At 34.3% G+C, this 19,151-nt stretch carries 17 protein-coding genes and 2 pseudogenes; 4 read left to right on the forward strand and 15 right to left on the reverse strand.

Annotated elements, in window-relative coordinates:
* Positions 1-82: 82 nt before the first annotated feature.
* The 4 genes and pseudogenes from INQ25_RS01350 to INQ25_RS01370 form a co-directional block, all read right to left on the reverse strand.
* Positions 83-1,094 (reverse strand): IS630 family transposase gene (locus INQ25_RS01350; RefSeq protein ID WP_094745768.1). Its coding sequence is split into 2 segments (ribosomal slippage): positions 83-631 and positions 633-1,094, totalling 1,011 coding nucleotides; the frame shifts between segments, so codons are not numbered across the junction.
* Positions 1,095-1,122: 28 nt separating this feature from the next.
* Positions 1,123-2,490 (reverse strand): DNA recombination protein RmuC, encoded by a 1,368-nt coding sequence (locus INQ25_RS01355; RefSeq protein WP_213862872.1) that lies wholly within the window; start codon positions 2,488-2,490, stop codon positions 1,123-1,125.
* A 173-nt stretch (positions 2,491-2,663) separates the two neighbouring features.
* A pseudogene (locus INQ25_RS06930) lies at positions 2,664-3,645 on the reverse strand (IS3 family transposase).
* A 105-nt stretch (positions 3,646-3,750) separates the two neighbouring features.
* Positions 3,751-4,461 carry a class II aldolase/adducin family protein gene (locus tag INQ25_RS01370; RefSeq protein WP_010082280.1) on the reverse strand — a complete coding sequence of 237 codons (711 nt, stop codon included), beginning with the start codon at positions 4,459-4,461 and terminating at the stop codon, positions 3,751-3,753.
* Between the two features lie 280 nt (positions 4,462-4,741).
* Between INQ25_RS01370 and INQ25_RS01375 the strand changes: the two genes are divergently transcribed.
* The gene (locus tag INQ25_RS01375; protein WP_010082279.1) at positions 4,742-5,365 is read left to right on the forward strand and encodes a DEAD/DEAH box helicase family protein; all 624 of its coding nucleotides are present in this window, start codon (positions 4,742-4,744) and stop codon (positions 5,363-5,365) included.
* On the opposite strand, the gene tsaB is transcribed toward INQ25_RS01375, so the two are convergent.
* The 3 genes from tsaB to INQ25_RS01390 form a co-directional block, all read right to left on the reverse strand.
* Positions 5,360-5,935, reverse strand: a complete 576-nt coding sequence (gene tsaB, locus INQ25_RS01380; protein WP_010962437.1) for a tRNA (adenosine(37)-N6)-threonylcarbamoyltransferase complex dimerization subunit type 1 TsaB — start codon at positions 5,933-5,935, stop codon at positions 5,360-5,362. The two genes, INQ25_RS01375 and tsaB, sit on opposite strands and share 6 nt — an antisense overlap.
* On the reverse strand, positions 5,935-7,071 hold the full coding sequence (locus INQ25_RS01385) for a cation:dicarboxylate symporter family transporter (protein ID WP_213862897.1): 1,137 nt from the start codon (positions 7,069-7,071) through the stop codon (positions 5,935-5,937). The genes tsaB and INQ25_RS01385 overlap by 1 nt, the downstream gene beginning before the upstream one ends.
* A 128-nt stretch (positions 7,072-7,199) precedes the next feature.
* The gene (locus tag INQ25_RS01390; RefSeq protein WP_006280119.1) at positions 7,200-8,189 is read right to left on the reverse strand and encodes a ribonucleotide-diphosphate reductase subunit beta; all 990 of its coding nucleotides are present in this window, start codon (positions 8,187-8,189) and stop codon (positions 7,200-7,202) included.
* A 131-nt stretch (positions 8,190-8,320) separates the two neighbouring features.
* On the opposite strand from INQ25_RS01390, the gene INQ25_RS01395 reads away from it, so the two are divergent.
* A complete protein-coding gene (locus tag INQ25_RS01395; RefSeq protein ID WP_006279908.1) occupies positions 8,321-8,659 on the forward strand; it encodes an outer membrane protein assembly factor BamE in 339 nt (112 codons plus the stop codon).
* 554 nt (positions 8,660-9,213) lie between these two features.
* Here the strand turns inward: INQ25_RS01395 and INQ25_RS01400 are convergent.
* The 4 genes and pseudogenes from INQ25_RS01400 to INQ25_RS06765 form a co-directional block, all read right to left on the reverse strand.
* Positions 9,214-9,351, reverse strand: coding sequence for a hypothetical protein (locus INQ25_RS01400; RefSeq protein WP_213862873.1), 138 nt, complete (start codon positions 9,349-9,351; stop codon positions 9,214-9,216).
* 17 nt (positions 9,352-9,368) lie between these two features.
* Entirely contained in the window at positions 9,369-10,091 is a 723-nt protein-coding gene (gene recO / locus INQ25_RS01405; protein WP_213862874.1) for a DNA repair protein RecO, read from the reverse strand.
* Positions 10,088-10,291: a hypothetical protein gene (locus tag INQ25_RS01410; RefSeq protein WP_213862875.1), complete on the reverse strand. Its 204-nt coding sequence runs from the start codon at positions 10,289-10,291 to the stop codon at positions 10,088-10,090. The genes recO and INQ25_RS01410 overlap by 4 nt, the downstream gene beginning before the upstream one ends.
* Positions 10,291-11,306: pseudogene (locus INQ25_RS06765) on the reverse strand (PDDEXK nuclease domain-containing protein). Before INQ25_RS06765 ends, INQ25_RS01410 begins: the two are co-directional and overlap by 1 nt.
* Before the next feature lie 172 nt (positions 11,307-11,478).
* Between INQ25_RS06765 and INQ25_RS01420 the strand changes: the two are divergent.
* Entirely contained in the window at positions 11,479-12,099 is a 621-nt protein-coding gene (locus tag INQ25_RS01420) for a hypothetical protein (protein WP_213862876.1), read from the forward strand.
* A 78-nt stretch (positions 12,100-12,177) separates the two neighbouring features.
* On the forward strand, positions 12,178-12,306 hold the full coding sequence (locus INQ25_RS06595; protein ID WP_281410241.1) for a hypothetical protein: 129 nt from the start codon (positions 12,178-12,180) through the stop codon (positions 12,304-12,306).
* 218 nt (positions 12,307-12,524) lie between these two features.
* On the opposite strand, the gene INQ25_RS01425 is transcribed toward INQ25_RS06595, so the two are convergent.
* The 4 genes from INQ25_RS01425 to INQ25_RS01440 all read right to left on the reverse strand — a co-directional run bounded on the left by INQ25_RS01425 (position 12,525) and on the right by INQ25_RS01440 (position 19,149).
* A complete protein-coding gene (locus tag INQ25_RS01425; protein WP_213862877.1) occupies positions 12,525-12,680 on the reverse strand; it encodes a hypothetical protein in 156 nt (51 codons plus the stop codon).
* Positions 12,681-12,775: 95 nt separating this feature from the next.
* Complete coding sequence (locus INQ25_RS01430) at positions 12,776-14,152, reverse strand: PleD family two-component system response regulator (RefSeq protein ID WP_213862878.1); 1,377 nt, start codon at positions 14,150-14,152, stop codon at positions 12,776-12,778.
* Complete coding sequence (tatB, locus tag INQ25_RS01435) at positions 14,124-14,420, reverse strand: Sec-independent protein translocase subunit TatB (RefSeq protein WP_213862879.1); 297 nt, start codon at positions 14,418-14,420, stop codon at positions 14,124-14,126. Before tatB ends, INQ25_RS01430 begins: the two co-directional genes overlap by 29 nt.
* Before the next feature lie 4 nt (positions 14,421-14,424).
* Positions 14,425-19,149, reverse strand: a complete 4,725-nt coding sequence (locus INQ25_RS01440) for an NAD-glutamate dehydrogenase (protein ID WP_213862880.1) — start codon at positions 19,147-19,149, stop codon at positions 14,425-14,427.
* Positions 19,150-19,151: the final 2 nt, after the last annotated feature.

A 19,151-nucleotide genomic window follows, 5' to 3' on the forward strand; every position in this document is an offset into this window, starting at 1 on the left:
TACTTTTTTTTTGGTTTGACACACTTTTTTGAACATTCCCTGTTAAGATGCCTAATCTACTTTCAGCTCCTCATACCAACTCTCATTGTTGGCCAGTCAAATAGGAGACATTGCAGAGTTGTTTAATTGTGGAGCTGGCAAGAGAAGTAATAAATTTGCACAAAGCACCCTCAAGCAGAGCAATTGTATCGTATATTTTATTGCGCAAAATGTTCTGTTTTATATATAACCAAAGCCTCTCAACAGGATTTAGCTCAGGTGAGTACGGAGGTAGGTATATAATATCGATATTTTTAGGTACCTTTAAATTTTTTGACCTATGCCAACTAGCACAATCCATAACAAGAAAAGCCTCTCGTGTTTCTAGATATTGCGACATCTGCTCAAGAAATATGTTCATGCAATCAGTGTTGACATTTGGTGCAAATAAGCTAGAACTCTCTCCATTTCTAGGATTAACCGCACTATAGAGATAGAAATTTTGCCTACCTAATTTTGTTTTAACCTGTGTTCTAATCCCCTTTTTAAACCACCCATGTCCAACCTTTGAATGTGTGCCAAACCGTGATTCATCAAAGAAAAATAGCTCTTTTTCTGGATACTTGCTAATAGCTCCATTGAGATTTTTTTTTGAATTCCTCTTGTTTGCTTTTATCTTGTCCATTATGAACTGGTCTTGGTGTAATATATGAGAATTTCATCTTTTGCATATAGCGGTGTACTGTAGATTTGCTGATATTTAATCTGAACTTTTCCTGGATTCTTATTCTCATTTCTTTAATGGTAATATTAGGATTTTCTTCTATCCACTCTTCAATTTGCTGTAGTTGAACCTGATTTAATTTAGTTTTTCTACGGCGTTGTGGAGGAGCAAACAGTTTTTCTTCTCTGCCAAATTTCAAGAGTTTTACCCACGAAGTTAGTGCGCTTCTTGAAATGCAATATATTTTTGCTACAGCCGTTATACTGTACTTTTTTGCTGCAATTACAGCATTTAGTTTTTTTGAAACATATGCATTATTCCTTACTTTCTTCAGCATTTCTTTTGCTGATTCTACTACTTTTTCATCCAATAATTTTGATCTTAATGCCATTTATACCTCAACTATTTTACTTACTTCATTATGGCTTTTCTTCCATCTTTGTCCATCTGTTTGCCGTGTAATGGGAATTGGTATCAGTATGTAAACTGCGTGGTAAAGATTCTAACTCCTTTGCAGCACTTAAGTTTTTATTTTTTGCATGTATACCAAGCTTATTGAATTCTCGAGCAGCAGGAAACACCCTTGCTTCAAGAGAGCCAGCAGTTTTATTATAATGATCAACAGCACTTTTTAAGCTCCTGCGCAAATTATCAAAGTTTTCACCCATTGTGCAAATGCGCTCATATAAAATATGACCTAGTTCACTGATTTTCTTTGCGTTTTCAGCTATCATCTCTTGCTTCCATCCGTACGCTATTGCTCTCAGCAACGCAATTAGAGTGATCGGTGTTGCAATGATCACTTTTTTTTCCACTCCAATCTCTATCAAAGCAGGCTCATATTCCAGTGCTGCGCTAAAAACCCCCTCCCCTGTTAAGAAAAGCACCACAAGTTCTGGCGTATTTTCAAATTGATTCCAATACTCTTTTTTACCCAGATCATTTATGTGTTTTTTTATTGCCAGGGAATGATTCTTTAATTTCTCCTTTTGTATTTGCAAATCATTTTGTGATATAGCATCCATGTAGGAATCAAGCGGCACTTTAGCATCTATTATTATTTGCTTTCCAGATGGCATTTTGATTATTAAATCAGGACGCAATAAATTATCCTCGTTTTTATCAACCACTGACGGCTGAGTAAAAAAATCGCAATATTCAATCATTCCCGCCATTTCTACCACCCTTTTGAGCTGCATTTCACCCCACTTTCCTCTGATGTGAGGCTTTCTCAAGGCATTAGCAAGGCTGGAAGTTTGGTTCATCAGCGCTCCAATTTGCTCCTTTAAACCTTCATAGGCCCCTACCCTCTCCTTTTCTAGCTCACGTATTTCATTATCGAATTTTTCTAATTTTTCTTTTATTGGCGTTACAACTTCGTTGATCGTTGCTTGTCTTTTTTTGAAATCGCTTTCCGTTTCTTTTAATTTGTTATCAATGACTTCCTTTGCTAAGTTCAGAAAATTATTGTTATTTACCTGCAAAGCATCAAGAGAGAGCGCTTTAAAAGTGTTTGTTAATCTCTCCTCTGCTTTTGTTAGTAATTCTATTTCCTTTTTCTTTTCCTCACGTTCTTTTTGCAGAGTTACTTCAAGTTCTGCTCTTTTGATCCTTAAATCAACTATTTCTTCATTCTTCGTAAGCAAACTTTGCTTTGTTTCTTGAAGTTCTTGCTCTAATTTACATAAATTACCCTCAAGGTTTGCTTTCTTTTCGCTCAGTTTTTTTACGATAATGTAGAAAAATAGTAATAGAGAGACAACCAGAGCTATAGAATTGAAAAGCATCAGAATAAAAAAGCTGTATTTACAATTCTATATGATTTTTGTGTGTATAAGAAAGAAAAAAGGAGCACCTAAAGAGGTGACCTTACCCAGAAAAAGTAGAGAGAAAGTTAAGACGTTTTTATCATGAGAATAAATTGTGCAGGAATGCAATAGTTAATAGTAGAATGCCTACGTTATTTGTTATAAAAGATTTCTATGTATTCAAATATGGCAGTTCTGGTTTGTTGAGCGAGAAGTATCAATAAGCAGCTCCCTTTTAAGTGAACTTTTCTGCAACAGAGTTATCGTAACAACAGCCCTTATGGCTCATGCTGGAAATGATGTTTTTTGTATTCAATAGAAATTGGTAATTTTGAGAGGTATACTGTGACCCTTGATCGCTATGTAACAGCAGATTTTTATCGGGTTTGCGTTTATCAACGGCCATCAATAAAGAATCTATAACTAATTATCATGTTACTCATTAACCACCATGCGTGAATATAGGTCAATTATTGCCGCCAACAACCTTCTTTAGTTTTTATGTAGGTAATCCCAAACTTTATTTGGCTGATCAGTAGTAAAATTTTGATCCAATGTGTTCGGAGCCACAACTCGGTTGCTTATTTGCTGTTTTTTATTTTTGAACCTTCGTCTAAGCTTGGCTTTAATGCCATTTTCTTGCATAACACTTTGTACTGTTTTAATTTTTGCCTAAAGCTTTTAATTCAGCGTGAATTTTAGGGGCTCCATATCTGCATTTAGAATGCTTGATGTATTTTTTGAATATCTGCTAGAAGCCCTTCTTTTGCTAATTCTTTACTGCTTTTTTCCTTAGCAACCCATACCACCAGTACAAAACCCTACATAGTTCCTGTGTTTTATAGCAATTTCTATATAAAAGAATACTTTACTCTTTTTCTTTGCCCAGGGCTTTTTTTAAGATGTCTCTTTCTCTTGTTAGTTCTTTTTTTAGATCAAATCTTTCTTTGTTATAAGGAGCCTTTGCCTGGAAATGCGTATGCTCCAGACATTTTTCCATCATATTTTCTTACTTAACATACTGCCATCTATACCTAGATCTTTTGCTATTTTTGTACTTGCTTGACCTGTTTCTTTAACCAGCTTAACAGCTTCTAATTTGAATTCTGCTGTATATTCTCTTCTATTTGTCATATTTTGAAAAAACGTTTTATTTTACTCCAAAAACGTCTTAACTTTCTCTCTACTTTTTCTGGGTAAGGTCACTACTTGGATGACAGATAGTAGTGCGAAAGTCTCTTACAACTTACTTTTAATTAGTCTAACCCATGCGTGCCAATCCCTCTCACCAAGATTGCTTTCAAAAGATAGGAGATCCTTTACAGCTTTTGAGCAAATTTCTTCACTTGGAATTGATAACTCCTTATTCATTGCTAACGTTAAACATTGAGTTTTGCACGCTTGTTCTAAATGATACGAGTAAAACATTGCTTCTTGTATAGTCCGACCACACGTTATAGATCCATGATTACGCATTAACATGACAAAATTTTCTTTCAGATCAGCTATTAACCTCTTTCCTTCTGTATCGCTAAGTGCTAGGGAATTATAATTATGGTAAGAGATTTTATTGTAAAAGTGCAGTGCCCATTGACTTATAGGAAGCAGCCCATCTTTGAGAGAAGAAACCGCTACAATAGAAGGTGTATGCAAGTGAAAAATTGCTTGAATATCTTTCCTTGCTTGATAAACAAAACCATGAATTATATAGCCAGTTCTATTATATTGATATTCTTTGCCTTCAATTACATCTCCATCAAATGATACTTTCATTAACGAACGTTCATCTACTTCATCAAAACGCATACCAAACGGATAAATATAAAACGACTTTTGATCTTCAGAACGCACTGAAAGGTGAGTATATGTATGATCATCGAACTTAAGGTAGGACAAAATCTGATAGGCATAGACTAGATCCCTTTTTACTCTGCTCTTTGTTAACAACACAATCCTCTGTTAGAATCTTCTGAAGGTTTATACGCGAAAAGAGACTTGTAGTAAACTAATAAGTCTATGCCACTCTGTCTTGCTTTCTGAATACCAAACACTTTTGTGTTGTAGCTTGCTTAAAAATAGTTATCGTTATTATAGAGTTTATATACAGAATTTATGTTTTTAAATTACATAATATCTTAACTACAAAAATAATTTTCTATATAATATTTCATATGTTTTAAAGCTTCATTTTTATGTTATTATAAATGTAAGTTTCAAGATTGAAAATAATATGGTAAATATTAACACAAAAAAACAGCCAGCAGGATTTTTCATATATCTCTCTGGTCTTTCGGGAAGTGGTAAACTTTCCACAGCAATAGAATTATCTAATATGATAAACGCATTAATTGTAAATAGTAAGTTCTATAACAATGTTCAAGCTTGCTCTATATACGATGGTGTCTTTGAACGTGATCAAATACCTAAAGAAGTTCAAGATAGAATATATGGCATTATGCAAATTATGCTTCAGGTAATAGAAAATTATCCGATTCACTCAAAAAATTACATATTTATTGATGAGTTGATGGAAAATAATGACCAGAACATGAGGATGTATGATTCAATAGTAAGGCTTAGTAAAAAAATGAACACAGAAATCCTTCCTGTGGTACTTAGGTGTGATCTACCGACATTACAAAAGCGTATTGCATTAAAAAGGCAAAGAAAAAATAGGAAGGTGATTAATCTAAATAGCATTGTAGAGAAATTTAGGACTGACGATTTATTTATACCACCAAGTGCCATAGAGATAGAAAATTCAGATATGAGTATAAAAGAAGTAGCTCAAGAGATAGTAAACCAGATGCACAAGCTTAGTAACATTGCATGTACGCGAAAGAATAGTCTATAATGATTTCATATACTGAGGCTCATTTAAATATAGAGCTTCAACTTCATTTAATTTTTGCTTGTTCTCTAATCTATAACGGACTAATAGCCCTGCATGGCTAGCATTTAAATTGCAATCCATATGTGTACTGCTTGTAGCGTGACACTGGGATCCAGGTGCAGATAGTGGCAATAAATTGAAATCAAATAACTGCGTATAAAACCCTTGAGCATTTTTGACTATAGCTCTGATATTTTTTTTGTTATTCGTACAAAGCAAAGATATTGCGTAGGCTTGAACTTCCAGCGCACTAACTCCGTATAATGGCTTATTTGTAGCAAGATTTATACCTTGTGCAGCTGATATACCAACTCTAATTCCAGTGAAACTTCCTGGTCCAACTACTACCACTAAATGATCTATTTTATCATAATTATAGTTGTGCTTATCAAACAAAGTATTCAGAATTTGAAAAAATGATTCTGCATGATTGTTGCTGGCGGAATTGTGCTCTACAAAACAGTTACCATCATAATCAACTATTGCTATTGAACTACCAATACCTACAGTATCAATCGCTAAAATAGACATTACTTAAGCTTATCATAGAGTTTTGTAAACATTATAGCAAAGGCACCATTACCCATAACGTTTGCTGAAGTGATTATTGGATCAAACACTATATACAGTGCTATGATTAACGAAAGCATTTCCGGAGAAAATTTGAGGTATTTCTCAAGAATAGGTAGCATTACCATAATTCCTCCTGCCGGAACTGCCACGATAGCAAACTTAAATAACAAAAAATAGAGAAGGAAAGTTACATAGTCTGTTGTGCACAATGAATAACCGGAGGCAATTATCATTGATAATATTATAATAAAAAAGCAATCACCTACTAAATGAAAGCTAGCAGTTATTGGCACAACAGACGATGCTATGTCAGGTTGCTTTACATTTTTTTTGCTTCCTTCAAGAGTAAGCGGCATAGTTGCATTACTAGACATTGTGCTCATTGCAGTAATAAATGCCGGTATCATATTGCCTATACTAGCTATCCAGCTTGTGATCTTGAATGAATTTGCTGCTCCATATAAGAGGAAAACATAAAGGTAGGTTGCAGATGCTATAATAATGAAAATTATTGAGTAATCCTTAAATATTATAGATAAAACTTGATCATGCTGCATTTTTAAAGCAAGCCCAAGCCCAAGTACAAATATTGGAATAATCGGCGTCAAAAACGTCTTCAAAATAAAGAGAGTTAAATCTAACATTTTGTTCGAAAGCTCTCTGCTTTTTTTGGGTAGCAGTGTGGACACTACTATGCTGGACACAAATCCACAAGCAAGGGCATAAAAATTAGAAAGCAATGCAGGCAGTCTAAACGACCATAAGGGAACAATTGTTTCTTCATACGTTATATCTTGTATTGAATAAGTGTTTTGTATGATAAAATGCCCAACAGAATAAGCTATTAAACTTGAAGCCAGATTCGATAAGAAGATCATTATAATAAGTAACAATATGAACTTTATAGCTGACTGCTTAAGATTGTTAACACTGCTAAAGATTAACGCAAAAATAATAAAAGGCATTATAAATAGCAAAACCTCTTTTATACTAAGGCTCGTTGAGTACAAGAAGGTTTTTACTTCCATTGGAACTAAATGACCAAAGAATGCAGCTGAAGTGATGACCGTGAGTAAGATTAATAGTTGTAGCACGTTCTTATATACCAATGTCCTATGGACATATATATGGTAAGTTAGTTGTTAAGTAAAGCAAAACTGTCTAAACTGCACAGCAAATGGTGTAATGAAAGTGGAATGACAAAAAAGAGTGAAATTAGCATTCACTTATTATTCGTGTCATTTTCAGTAAAAGCTTCTTCCCACGTGCCTTGAGTTGCTGCGCGGCTATACTCTGTTACTCTATTTTCAAAGAAATTCGTATGTTCAACGCCATTTAGTATTTCATCAAGCCACGGAATAGGATTATCATTGACATCATATATGGACTCAAGACCTAATTGCATTAACCGTCTGTTTGCTACGTAGCGTATGTAATTGCGCACTTCTTCTGCGGATAGTCCTTCAACATCTCCTAAATCAAAGGCAAGCTTTATGAATTCGTCCTCAAGTTCAACGATGGTGCGACATGCAGAATATAATTCCTCTTTAAACTCGTTGTCCCAAATTTCATTATTCTCTTTAATAAATGTATTAAACAACATGATAATTGAATTGGTGTGCAAAGTTTCATCACGGGCTGACCAGGCAATTATTTGTCCCATGCCTTTCATTTTTCCAAAGCGTTGAAAATTGAGCAAAATTGCAAATGATGCGAATAACTGCAACCCCTCGGTAAATGCACCAAACACCGCTAGAGTTTTAGCTACATGTTTTTTATCGTGTTTTTTGCTTTCCTCGAATTCTAACATGTATTCATACTTCTTTCTCATAGCATCATACTTTAAGAATGCTTGATACTCGCTTTCTGGCATGCCAATTGTGTCTAAAAGATAAGAATAAGCTGCAATGTGTATAGTTTCCATATTGGAAAAGCTTGCAAGCATCATGCATATTTCCGTTGGCTTAAATATATTTGAATAATGCCTCATGTAGCAGTTATTTACTTCAATGTCTGCCTGAGTAAAAAATCTAAAGATCTGGGTTAGTAGATTTTTTTCTACACTTGAAAGTTTAGTTTTCCAATCCTTCACGTCATCAGCGAGCGGAACTTCTTCAGGTATCCAATGTATCCTTTGTTGCTGTAGCCACGCATCATAAGCCCAAGGGTAATTAAAAGGTTTGTATATTGGATCTGCTTCTAACAATGACATAAGACACCTATTATTTTCTAAAGTAAATATTATATTAAGTGATATTGAGAATCAGTCAATTTAACTTTTTTGAAATTTGACGGCAGATAATTTATTAGTGTATTATAGCTTCAAGTAATTTATCAACAGAAATGCGAGTATTAATATCTTTTATTTTATTATTTACAGTGAGCTGCACTCACACTATTCACAATCACGGAGCTCCTGGCATTAGTGTTGAATTGTGGAGCAAGATAAAAGTAGGTGACGATAAAGAAAAAGTGGTTCACACTTTAGGATCACCAACATTAGTATCAAAGTTCGATGACAATGTTTGGTACTATGTCTCATATAAAATTAAACAAGCCAATTTTTTAGGAAAAAGGAAGTATAGTAGTAAGTCTCTGCAAATTTCATTCGACCAGGACGGTAAAGTTGAAGATACAAAAGAAACTGACATCTTAGAGAGATCTTTGGCTGTTTCTGATTGAAAGTTTGCTCAGATCTTCCTACGTCATACCGCGGTTCATTCCATAACTGTACGAACATTGCGATTTGGGCCTACCAGAAGGGTGTCATGAAAGTAGCTGACACTAGTTCCTTTATGACGGCAGTGCCCAGACTACTTGGATCCAGGAAACTTAATTGCAAGTAATGCATTGGGTTTGGTAAGTATGGGTTTTGCGTTATAGAATGAAGCACTTTTGGTGAATTTGTAAAGAAAACTGGATCCCAGTGGGCTTTGTTGCATCGCTACTTATGAAAGGCTAACTATAATTAGGATTATAAGCAACCTATTGAAAATCTTGTTTTTTTGCAATCAATCTGATCAAATTTAAGAATAGTAATTTATTATTTATATTAATAAATTTAATTCTATTGAAAATAGCTAAAGCATTGAAATTCTTGAATTTTAGCCGGATTAGTGAGTGGTAGTGAAATTTCTTTTACTCAAATTTAGGTATTCACTGACCGTTCTTGTTATAAATACCAGAATAATAAGCTACTGATATTCTCCACCTTTTTTATCTTTAATCCATCATAGCTAGCGATGCAACAAAGCCATCCCAGTGTCAAGCACTGGGATCTGATGGGCCAAAATCACAATGTTCGTACAGTTATGGAATGAATCGCGGTATGACGTGTTGCTTGGGTTAGCTATAGATTTCTGAAATGATTTCAAAAAAATGATAACTAAGATTAAAGCGACAACATGAGGTTTCTCAGCTCTGGAAATTTCATGTCTAGCTGCAAAAATAGATACTTATTTAAAAAATATCCTGTAACTTTCAGTCCTAACTGAAATTCTTGGAATGAGTAGCTGTTTTGTAGGTTATTATTGTATACATCATGTAACATTTGTGGAAAAGGTAGGAGTTTATCTGCATAATAATCTCCTGCTTTTTTTGACACTGCTCTACCAGTTTTTGGAGAAATAAATTGTAAATTTTCCTTAACACCTGTTACAGCGCATTTGGATAAGTCTAACTTGAATCCCAATTGCGTAAGAAGCAGAAGCTCTAAGTTAAGATAATGGCTTTGCCAAGACTGATTGTTGTGTTTAATTACATCGATGAAATATCGAAAATTGTCATACAGCACGGCACAGGGTTCACTTTCTGGAAGCACTTTTTCTAAAATAGAGGAGAAAGAAACAATAGTAATGCTTTTTAACCTATCTTGAAAGAAATGATGGAATGGAGATTCGATTAATTCGCACTTAAAAAAACCTAGATTTTCAGGTAACTTAGCACTCCATTCTGCATGTAATAGATTACTTATCTGAAACTTATAATTGCTATTGTTTGTTAGCTTAGTTAATCCCCTGCGCTTTCCATGATTTTTTGTAAACAGAGAGAGAATTAAGTTTTTATCGCCGTATTTTTTAGCAGCTATAATGATGCCTTCATCTTTCCATCTCATTTAGAGTATATTGACCGTATGATATTATAGGATAGTACACCTAGAGCGTGTAATCCATAAAAATCACTTACTCCGTCACTGTCTGCTTCCAAAGTTTCAAGGCTATGAGAGAGTAAGTTATTGGCTGCCACTCTTCTTCCTGAGCCTCCATGCTGAGCTTTTGGTTTGCTAAATAATTGTTTGAATGATTTTAGTAGCATTACTTTTCCTTATCTGAAACTTTCGATAATTCAGCTTCTAATTCTTCTATTGTTGGCAGAGCTGTTTTTATGTTTTCTGGTAGATTCTCAGTGATTTGATATTCTGCAAGACCTATTGGTTTGGTCATGTCTCGGAGTGTATATTTAGCAAGTACATCGTCTTTAGATTTACATAAGATTAACCCTATAGAAGGTTGATCTGTCGAGTGCTTCAGTAAATCATCAACTGCAGAAAGATAAAAATTCATTTTACCAGCATATTCCGGCTTAAAATCCTTATCTTTTAGTTCAATCACTACGAAGCAACGTAACTTTAAATGATAGAATAATAAATCAATATAAAAGTCTTTATTACCAACATCTAAATGAAATTGTCTACCAACAAATGCAAATCCTTCACCGAGTTCTAACAGAAATTTTTCCATATGCCCTACGAGTCCTTTTTCTACTTCTCTGTCATGAGCATCCTTACCTATACTTAAAAAATCAAAAATATACGGATCTTTTAATGTGTAATGTGCTAGATCGGATTGTGGAGATGGTAATTTTTCTTTAAAATTAGTTATTGCTTTTCCTTGACGTTTATGTAGTCTAAGTTCTATCTGCATCACCATAATGTTACGTATGTTCAATAGCTTTTTTTACATAAAATAATCTTATTTCATGACTTTCTATTTTTTCCAAAAGAGTGATATTGTGATACCAAGTTAATTGTGCAAGAGGCTCCTGCACAAATTCAACATCAGGATATTCTTCGGCAAACTTACGCATATACTTCAGATTTCTCGTGCTAAAGCCTTTCATTTCTGGAAATGTACTTCTCAAATCCTTACTTAATTGATCAATTACCTTAGCTCCCCAGATTTTGGCGTTTTAGGATCTCTGTACCAATATGGTGGTAAAGCAAAATAAGCTTACTATTTACTGCAAGTGCTGCTTTATAACGGTTTGTTGCAATATGATCCTTCAACTGCTCTAAAAATTCTGTATATTCTTTTCCTATAATTTTTGTCATACGGTTCCTTTTAATCCATTATACAATTCCTTTGTCTGTCGAGAAGACAATCTTCCGCTTGCCTTCAGCTTTGAAGGGATTCCTTATTGACTTCAAACTTGTCCATCAACTAAAATATATTGACTTTACGTGCAATATTAGCTTTAAACCAGTAAAACAAGCTGCTTAACATATGCGTTTTTTCTATTCTAATTATATTCTTTTTTTGTCTTTATGTTGTTTTTTGCTTTTTTCGTTATCTTCAACAAAAGCCCAAACGAATGATACGTCAGTTGTTCCTATACCACAAAGGAAAAAAGAAACAGTTGGGCACACTGTTGTAGCACAACCGAGGCAAATTATCGAAATGCAAGAAGAAGTCATTATTAACGAGGGTAAAGAATTCATTCCTGTTCCAAAAAGAAAAAAAAGTGTAGAGAAGAAACTAAGAAGGGATGTCAGAGAGGCAAAGAATGAAATAGGAAACGAAAAAAGCGTTGAGAGCAAAAAGGATGAATTAGTTGTAACAGAAATTATTAACTCTATAAGAGACAAACTTACAAAATGCTGGAGCATTCCTGAAAGCATAGCTTACAAAGAAAATTTTAGTATAAAAATCAACTTATTATTATCCAGTCAAGGTGAGATAATTATGGCCGATGTAGCAAACAGTAGTTCCTATCGAGATAATCCACTTTTCAGGTCGATAGCAGATAACGCAATGCGTGCAGTATATAAATGTAGCCCATTAACCGGCTTGCCTATTCAGCACCACCACATTTGGCGTGAAGTAACACTAGATTTTATTCTATAGCTAAAGTAATTCTATAATTTAATAAGCCCACTGTATCCGTTCAGGATAGCAGCAAGGTAGTATAACCATAGAGTAAAAGTGAGTTTACAACAAATGGTGTCATCCCAGTGCTTGACACTGGGATGGCTTTGTTGCATCGCTAGCTATGATGGATTAAAGATAAAAAAGGTGGAGAATATCAGTAGCTTATTATTCTGGTATTTATAACAAGAACGGTCAGTGAATACCTAAATTTGAGTAAAAGAAATTTCACTACCACTCACTAATCCGGCTAAAATTCAAGAATTTCAATGCTTTAGCTATTTTCAATAGAATTAAATTTATTAATATAAATAATAAATTACTATTCTTAAATTTGATCAGATTGATTGCAAAAAAACAAGATTTTCAATAGGTTGCTTATAATCCTAATTATAGTTAGCCTTTCATAAGTAGCGATGCAACAAAGCCCACTGGGATCCAGGAATTTTAATTGTAAGTAAGCATACTGAGTTGATAAGTATAAAAGTAGCTAGAAAATAAACATTTTTGATGAGATTATATGGAAAACTGGATTCCAGTGTCAAGCACTGGAATGACACCCTCCTGGTGGAGACTGCCCTCAAATCACAACATTAGTACAATTGCACTATCTGTAAACATACATTGCTTTAGCTATATGTCTAATTTCAGAGATCTAGCCAGTAACCACTCTATTTCTACCACTGTTTTTTGCTTTATATAAATATTTGTCGGCACGTACTATAAATTCTTTAATATTGTCAAGGTCAGATTCTTGCATTTCTGCAATTCCAATGCTCACAGTTACATCGTGGGTTGTATTTTTATCCGCAAGTACAAAATGTTCTTTAGCAATAATTTTTCGTATTCTCTCCGCAATAGTATACGCATCTGATGTATCGGTATCTGGCATTACAACAACAAATTCCTCACCGCCAAATCTAGCTAGTAAATCTGTCACTCTGATATTTTCAGAAATTCTTCTCTGTATTTGCTTTAAAAGTTCATCTCCAGCACTATGCCCAAAACTGTCATTCACCATCTTAAAATAGTCTATATCAAGTATCATAAGAGATAACCTTCTATCTTTTTCTACAGAGTCCTTAACAATGTTTCTTAAGTGTGCATCAAAATATCTTCTATTATAACAGTTAGTTAATGGGTCCTTTATAGACATTTCCGCATTATTGAATAAATTCATTCTCAAGGCATCTTGATATCTTTTGCGTTTTACTTGCGAGTTAACCCTTGCTATTAACTCACCCTCATCCAAAGGTACTGTTAAATAATCATTAGCACCTACATCAAGTGCTTTTACTAAATTGTTTTTATCATAATCCTCAGAAAGAATTAGAATTGGTGTATAACGTGTTTCCACCTTACTACGAAACCCAGAACACAAACGCAAGCCGTCAGTTTTGGAAAACTGCATATCAGAAATGATCAAGTCGTAATTATCCTTAATACCAACCTTTAATGCCTCTATTGGATCACTCAGTATTTTAATTGACCTAAAGCGTTGCTTTAGTACATTATATATTTGCTCTGCCTGAAAGACGTCCTCATCTACAACAAGTATGTTAGCATCAAAAATCTGATTGGAATAATCCATAATACTGTTTCCTGCTACTCCGCCAATCTCAGCGTTGGTTTCTCCTCTTAAACGCAATTCATCTATAATCATTTTTAAGCGCGTGAGAGACTTAATTCGTGCAGATAAAGCAGTTTCGTTTATTGGTTTAGTCAGAAAATCATCCGCGCCAGCATTAATACCTTGCACTCTATCATGAGTGTCATGCAGTGCAGTTACCATAATTATTGGAATATGGGTTGTCAAGGGATCACTCTTTAGCTCCTTACAAACTTGAAAGCCATTCATCTTTGGCATCATGATATCAAGTAATATAATATCAGGCTGTTGCTTTGCTACTAAATCTATAGCTTCTTCACCATCATGAGCTACGATAACCGTATAGTACTCTGCTTTTAGTCGAGCTTCTAAAAGCTTGACATTAGATAGTACATCATCTACTACCAGAATCTTCGCTGTCATTATCTTTAGATGTATTATCTATATCATAAGTAGGATAAAGCTTACCATTTTTACCAACTATGTAATTTACTTTCTCAGTATTACACTCTTTATATAAGTCTTCAATTCCGGCATCCTTCAATAACCTTTTGGCTTTTAACTTTACAATTGTAAAATACCTATATATAGTCTTAATAAAATCAATAAATACAGGTACCTTATTTTTATCAAGAACAATTATGCTCACTAAAGCTACAACTAAAATTTCTGAAAGACCTATATTGAACATTTTCCTATGAAGCAAGTACTTTAATCCTTCTGATTATAAATATTAATTTGCTTAAATCAAGTTTAGAAGCAACCATCTCATCTAAAAAACTATTATAACGTTCTATGTAGTCCTTATCATTACAAGCCCAGGTTTGAACCTTATCTTCGGGGTTATCAGTAGCTTTTATGACTTTAACAGCTAGCTTGTGATGGTAATTGCTTAAATCGTCCAATAAATCATTAACTAAGCTGCGATCCCAATAAGAAGAGCGGCTTTTCATCTTGATGGCAATTGTTCTAATCAGATCGAATCTTAACAGCGACTTTAACTCAAAGTATATTTTACCAGCATCAAGAATGGACAAAGATGTCTGTTCAGCAACAGATATAATATCCAGTGCATAAGTAAGAACGCACAGGTCAGCAATTTTTTTTGCTAGATCTTTATCTATATTAAGTTCCACTAAAGAAGTGTATCCATGATTATAGACCTTTAACAGGTGTTCATCTAAAACATCATGGCCTAAAGTTTCAATTGCATCTTTAAATTTTGTAACATCATCCAATTCTACAAAGCTAAGATTTTTTACTAACCAAAACGATACTCTGCCAATAAATTTCTGCACATTTCTCACTATTTGCAAGTATGAGTTAATATCAATTTTTCCATCCAATTCATCAATTTTCTGCCACAGGTTATTTAAATCATATAGGTGGTTAACAACGATATATATGTTAACTGCTTCGTGTACCTTAATTCCAGTATTCTCAACTAAATTATTAATAAATATACAGCCCATCCTATTTACAACATCATTTGCAAAGCAAGTGGAGATAATTTCTCTACGAAGTTGGTGTTTTAATATGAAATCCTTAAACTCTGTTAACATCTTTTTAGGAAAATAACCTAGCAAGTAGTCATTAGATATAAGATCTTTTTCAGGCAGATCGGAATGTATAATTTTATTTTTTATTGCTGTTCTAGCATAAGATATTAGAATAGAAAGCTGAGGAGAACTGAAACCTTCTGCACCGGTTAACATCCTTGCTACCTCTTCGTCAGCTGGAAGAAATTCTACGCTTCGGTTTAACAGCCCAGATTTTTCTAAACTGAGCAGTAACCTGTGGTGCTGCTCCAATCTCTCTTTAGCTTGCAAACACTCAAGAAGTAATGCTTTTGTTTCAATTTTGTTGTGGTTCTCAAGCACTTTGGATGCAACTTCATCCACCATACTTGCCAGTATTTCATTCCTTTTTTCTAAAGAAATACCCCCTGCTTTCATAGCTGAAACAAATGCAATCTTAATGTTAACTTCAAGGTCCGAACATATCACTCCGGCTGAATTATCAACAAAGTCTGCATTGATATATCCACCTTTTTCAGCATATTCTATTCTTCCAAACTGTGTACAACCAAGATTTCCACCCTCTATAAACATAGAAGCTCTAATATCTTTACCATTCACTCTTAACTCATCGTTTGCTTTGTCACCGACCATGCTATGATTTTCACTCTTTGCCTTAACAAACGTGCCGATTCCTCCATTCCATATGAAGTCCACTTTTGCTTTCAATAGATATCTAATCAAATCACTTGGAGGTAGCATATCTTCTGTTATATCAAAGCACTTTTTTATTTCTTGAGAAATGTTTACTTGCTTACTGCTACGCTCAAATACTCCTCCACCCTTAGAAATCAAATCTTTATTATAATCCATCCAAGTTGAAAATGGTAACTCAAAGAGACGTTTACGCTCTGTGAAACTCTTTTTTGCATCAGGGTTTGGGTCAACAAAAATATGCATATGGTTAAATGCGCCGATTAAATGTATATTTTTTGAAAGCAGCATACCATTTCCAAATAAGTCGCCAGCCATATCCCCAATTCCAATAACAGTTGCATCCTGGTAAATATCCTTATTCATTTTCCAAAAATGCCTCTGTGCTGCAATCCATGCACCTCTGGCTGTAATACCCATTTTTTTGTGATCATAACCTGCTGATCCACCAGATGCAAATGCATCGCCAAGCCAAAAATTGTATTCAGAGGCTATCTGGTTGGCATAATCAGAAAATGAAGCAGTGCCTTTATCTGCTGCAACTACCAAGTATGGATCGTCTTCATCATACCTAATCACATTCTCTGGTGGAATTATTTCACCATCAACCACGTTATCAGTAATATCAAGCATTCCTCTAATAAAACTCTTATAGCACTCAACACTTTTCTCTCTTAAAATATTCTTATCTTTATAAGCTTGCTTTATTACAAATCCACCCTTTGCACCAACAGGGACAATAACCGCATTTTTTGTCATCTGAGCTTTCATGAGCCCCAAAACTTCAGTGCGAAAATCTTCCGTCCTATCCGACCACCTTAAGCCACCACGGGCTAATTTCCCTCCTCTTAGATGTATTCCCTCAAAAAGGTTTGAATAAATATACAATTCGCGATACGGACGAGGATCAGGCAAACCATTTATTTTACTTGAGTCAAATTTTGTAGATAAATATGGTTTATCGTCTTGATAATAACTGGTCCTTAAAATAGCCATTATCAAGTTAAATATCGAGCGCAAAACGTAATCATGTGAAACATTGCTGATCTCTTTTAGAAGTTCCTCAATTTTTTCTCTGACAATGTCCGTAGTTTCTGCTCTATCAATGTCTATGTTAGGATCAAATCTTGCATGAAATAGTTGTATCAAATACTTTACTACTTTTGGATACTCTGAGACTACCTTTTGGATATATTCTGGGTTGTAGTTAAATGACGTCTGCTTTAGATAGGCACTTAGCGCTCTAATCAGAAGCACTTCCTTCCACTTGAGCCCAGCAATAATGATCAAACTATTGAAATAGTCATTTTTAATTTCCTTGCTAAACACTTTCGCAAGTGTTATTTCAAATTGCTCTTTTAGAGTAATGTTGTCTATTAATTCATCGACTCTTGACAACACAAAATGGTGTATCCATATTCCACCGTTAATTTCTATGTAATAGCCATTATGAGATAGAATTTTAGCTCCCAAATTCTTAGTGATCCTTAATATCTTCGATAATTCAAGGCCTCCATTGTTTGGAGTATAAACCTTTAATTGATAATTAAGATTATCACGAGTAAGTCTTAAATCGACCTCGCTAACTCCTTTCTTCCTCACTATCTCCAATTTTTTCATATCGTAATATGCGTCATGAGGTTCGAAACTCTCTTGATAGCTTATTGGAAATGCCTTGCAATAACGGATGAATATATCCTCAACAGTGCTAAAAGTATTGTATAAATTGTCTATAAAACGATCTTCCCACTTTTCTGTAATGTTTCTTAATTTGTTTTCGATACGCAAAACTTCATCATCAAGAACGCTAGCATTTTTGGTCTTTAGCACTACATGCAATTTCATCAAATCATATTCATTGATAATGTGATTGTTATAAATATCTGAACTTCCTGCACTTGTCTCATCCTTCAATATGTCACGTATCTTGAACATTAGCCTAGCGCTAGCATAACGCATCGGTATCAGCACTATGCAACTAATAAAATCCCCGACTCTTCTTAAAAATAATCTGACCCTTGGCCTAATCGCAAGAGACATGATCGAAATGCAAATTTTAAATAATTCGTCTTCATTTGATTGGAATAATTCATCACAAGAGAACACTTGCAAAATAGAAATCAAAGCTTTATTGTTGTGGCCCCCGGTTACAAATCCTGCATTTTTTTCTATAACTTTAACTTTATCTTTTATTATTGGAATAGTTCGAATATCTTGGACCTCCGCTACAGAAGTAAATAGCCCGAAAAAACGCCGTTCCTTTACTACATTACCCTGGTCATCAAATTCTTTTACTCCTATACAATTCATGTATGTACGCCGATGGACTATTGAGATTAGATCTGATCTCAATATGTATAGGGAATCAAGGTTTGCAGAAGGAATCAACGTACTTTGACCTACTCTCATCAGGCCAAGGTCCTTTTTGCCATCACAGACGAGTTTTTCATCTTTACCAGCAATATATTCTTGATAACCTAGAAATACAAAATTATTATTCTTTAACCAAACTAGAAAATCTTTTTGCTCTTGATTTCGGTCTGGTGTCATTCGAGTAGCGGACACTGGAATCCACGTGTCCTTTTCCTGGATCCCAGCTGGGATGACAGAAAGACTTGCCTCATCAAGTTTCTTGAGCATTAAGTGCCAATCTTTCACAACGCAATTAACCGCTTTCAGCGTTTTCTGTAGAGATTCTTTTAATGTATCAACAAAGCTGTCACTTATACCTTTGATAATTACATATATGACTGACTCTTTGACTCCATTGCTTTCTTCCAAAGGGTAAATCTCGTCTATTAGGCCATCTTTTCTTTTAATGTTAATTATGCTGTTGCTGTAATAGCATATGGTTAAATTGTGCGATTTAATAGTTGCAATAACAGAATCAACCAAAAATGGCATATCATCGTTTGTTATCTTAATCGTGGTAAAATCGCCTTCTATTCCTGGTATATCATCTATATTGCTTACTACTAACTTACTTTCATCTTTCTCTTTTTGAGAAACAAAATTGTAAGCATCGTTTACAATATATAGCAAAAACTTATCATTGGCTTTTAGGTCGCTTTTATAAACAAAACTATAAAAATACTTAATAAATTTTTTAATTTTTTCTTTATCTTGCTGATTTTCTTGATCAGCTAACTTAAATAAAGACTCAGTGTCAACATTATGATCTATACACATTT

The sequence above is a fragment of the Wolbachia endosymbiont of Rhagoletis cerasi genome, from assembly GCF_018454475.1.
In the GTDB taxonomy this organism is placed as follows: Bacteria; Pseudomonadota; Alphaproteobacteria; order Rickettsiales; family Anaplasmataceae; genus Wolbachia; species Wolbachia pipientis.

Coding starts and splice junctions, on each gene's coding strand:
- INQ25_RS01355 (WP_213862872.1), bottom strand. CDS start 2,490: ATGCTTTTCAATTCTATAGCTCTGGTTGTCTCTCTATTACTATTTTTC.
- INQ25_RS01375 (WP_010082279.1), top strand. CDS start 4,742: ATGGTAAATATTAACACAAAAAAACAGCCAGCAGGATTTTTCATATAT.
- tsaB (WP_010962437.1), bottom strand. CDS start 5,935: ATGTCTATTTTAGCGATTGATACTGTAGGTATTGGTAGTTCAATAGCA.
- INQ25_RS01390 (WP_006280119.1), bottom strand. CDS start 8,189: ATGTCATTGTTAGAAGCAGATCCAATATACAAACCTTTTAATTACCCT.
- INQ25_RS01395 (WP_006279908.1), top strand. CDS start 8,321: ATGCGAGTATTAATATCTTTTATTTTATTATTTACAGTGAGCTGCACT.
- recO (WP_213862874.1), bottom strand. CDS start 10,091: ATGAGATGGAAAGATGAAGGCATCATTATAGCTGCTAAAAAATACGGC.
- INQ25_RS01410 (WP_213862875.1), bottom strand. CDS start 10,291: ATGCTACTAAAATCATTCAAACAATTATTTAGCAAACCAAAAGCTCAG.
- INQ25_RS01420 (WP_213862876.1), top strand. CDS start 11,479: ATGCGTTTTTTCTATTCTAATTATATTCTTTTTTTGTCTTTATGTTGT.
- INQ25_RS01430 (WP_213862878.1), bottom strand. CDS start 14,152: ATGACAGCGAAGATTCTGGTAGTAGATGATGTACTATCTAATGTCAAG.
- tatB (WP_213862879.1), bottom strand. CDS start 14,420: ATGTTCAATATAGGTCTTTCAGAAATTTTAGTTGTAGCTTTAGTGAGC.
- INQ25_RS01440 (WP_213862880.1), bottom strand. CDS start 19,149: ATGTGTATAGATCATAATGTTGACACTGAGTCTTTATTTAAGTTAGCT.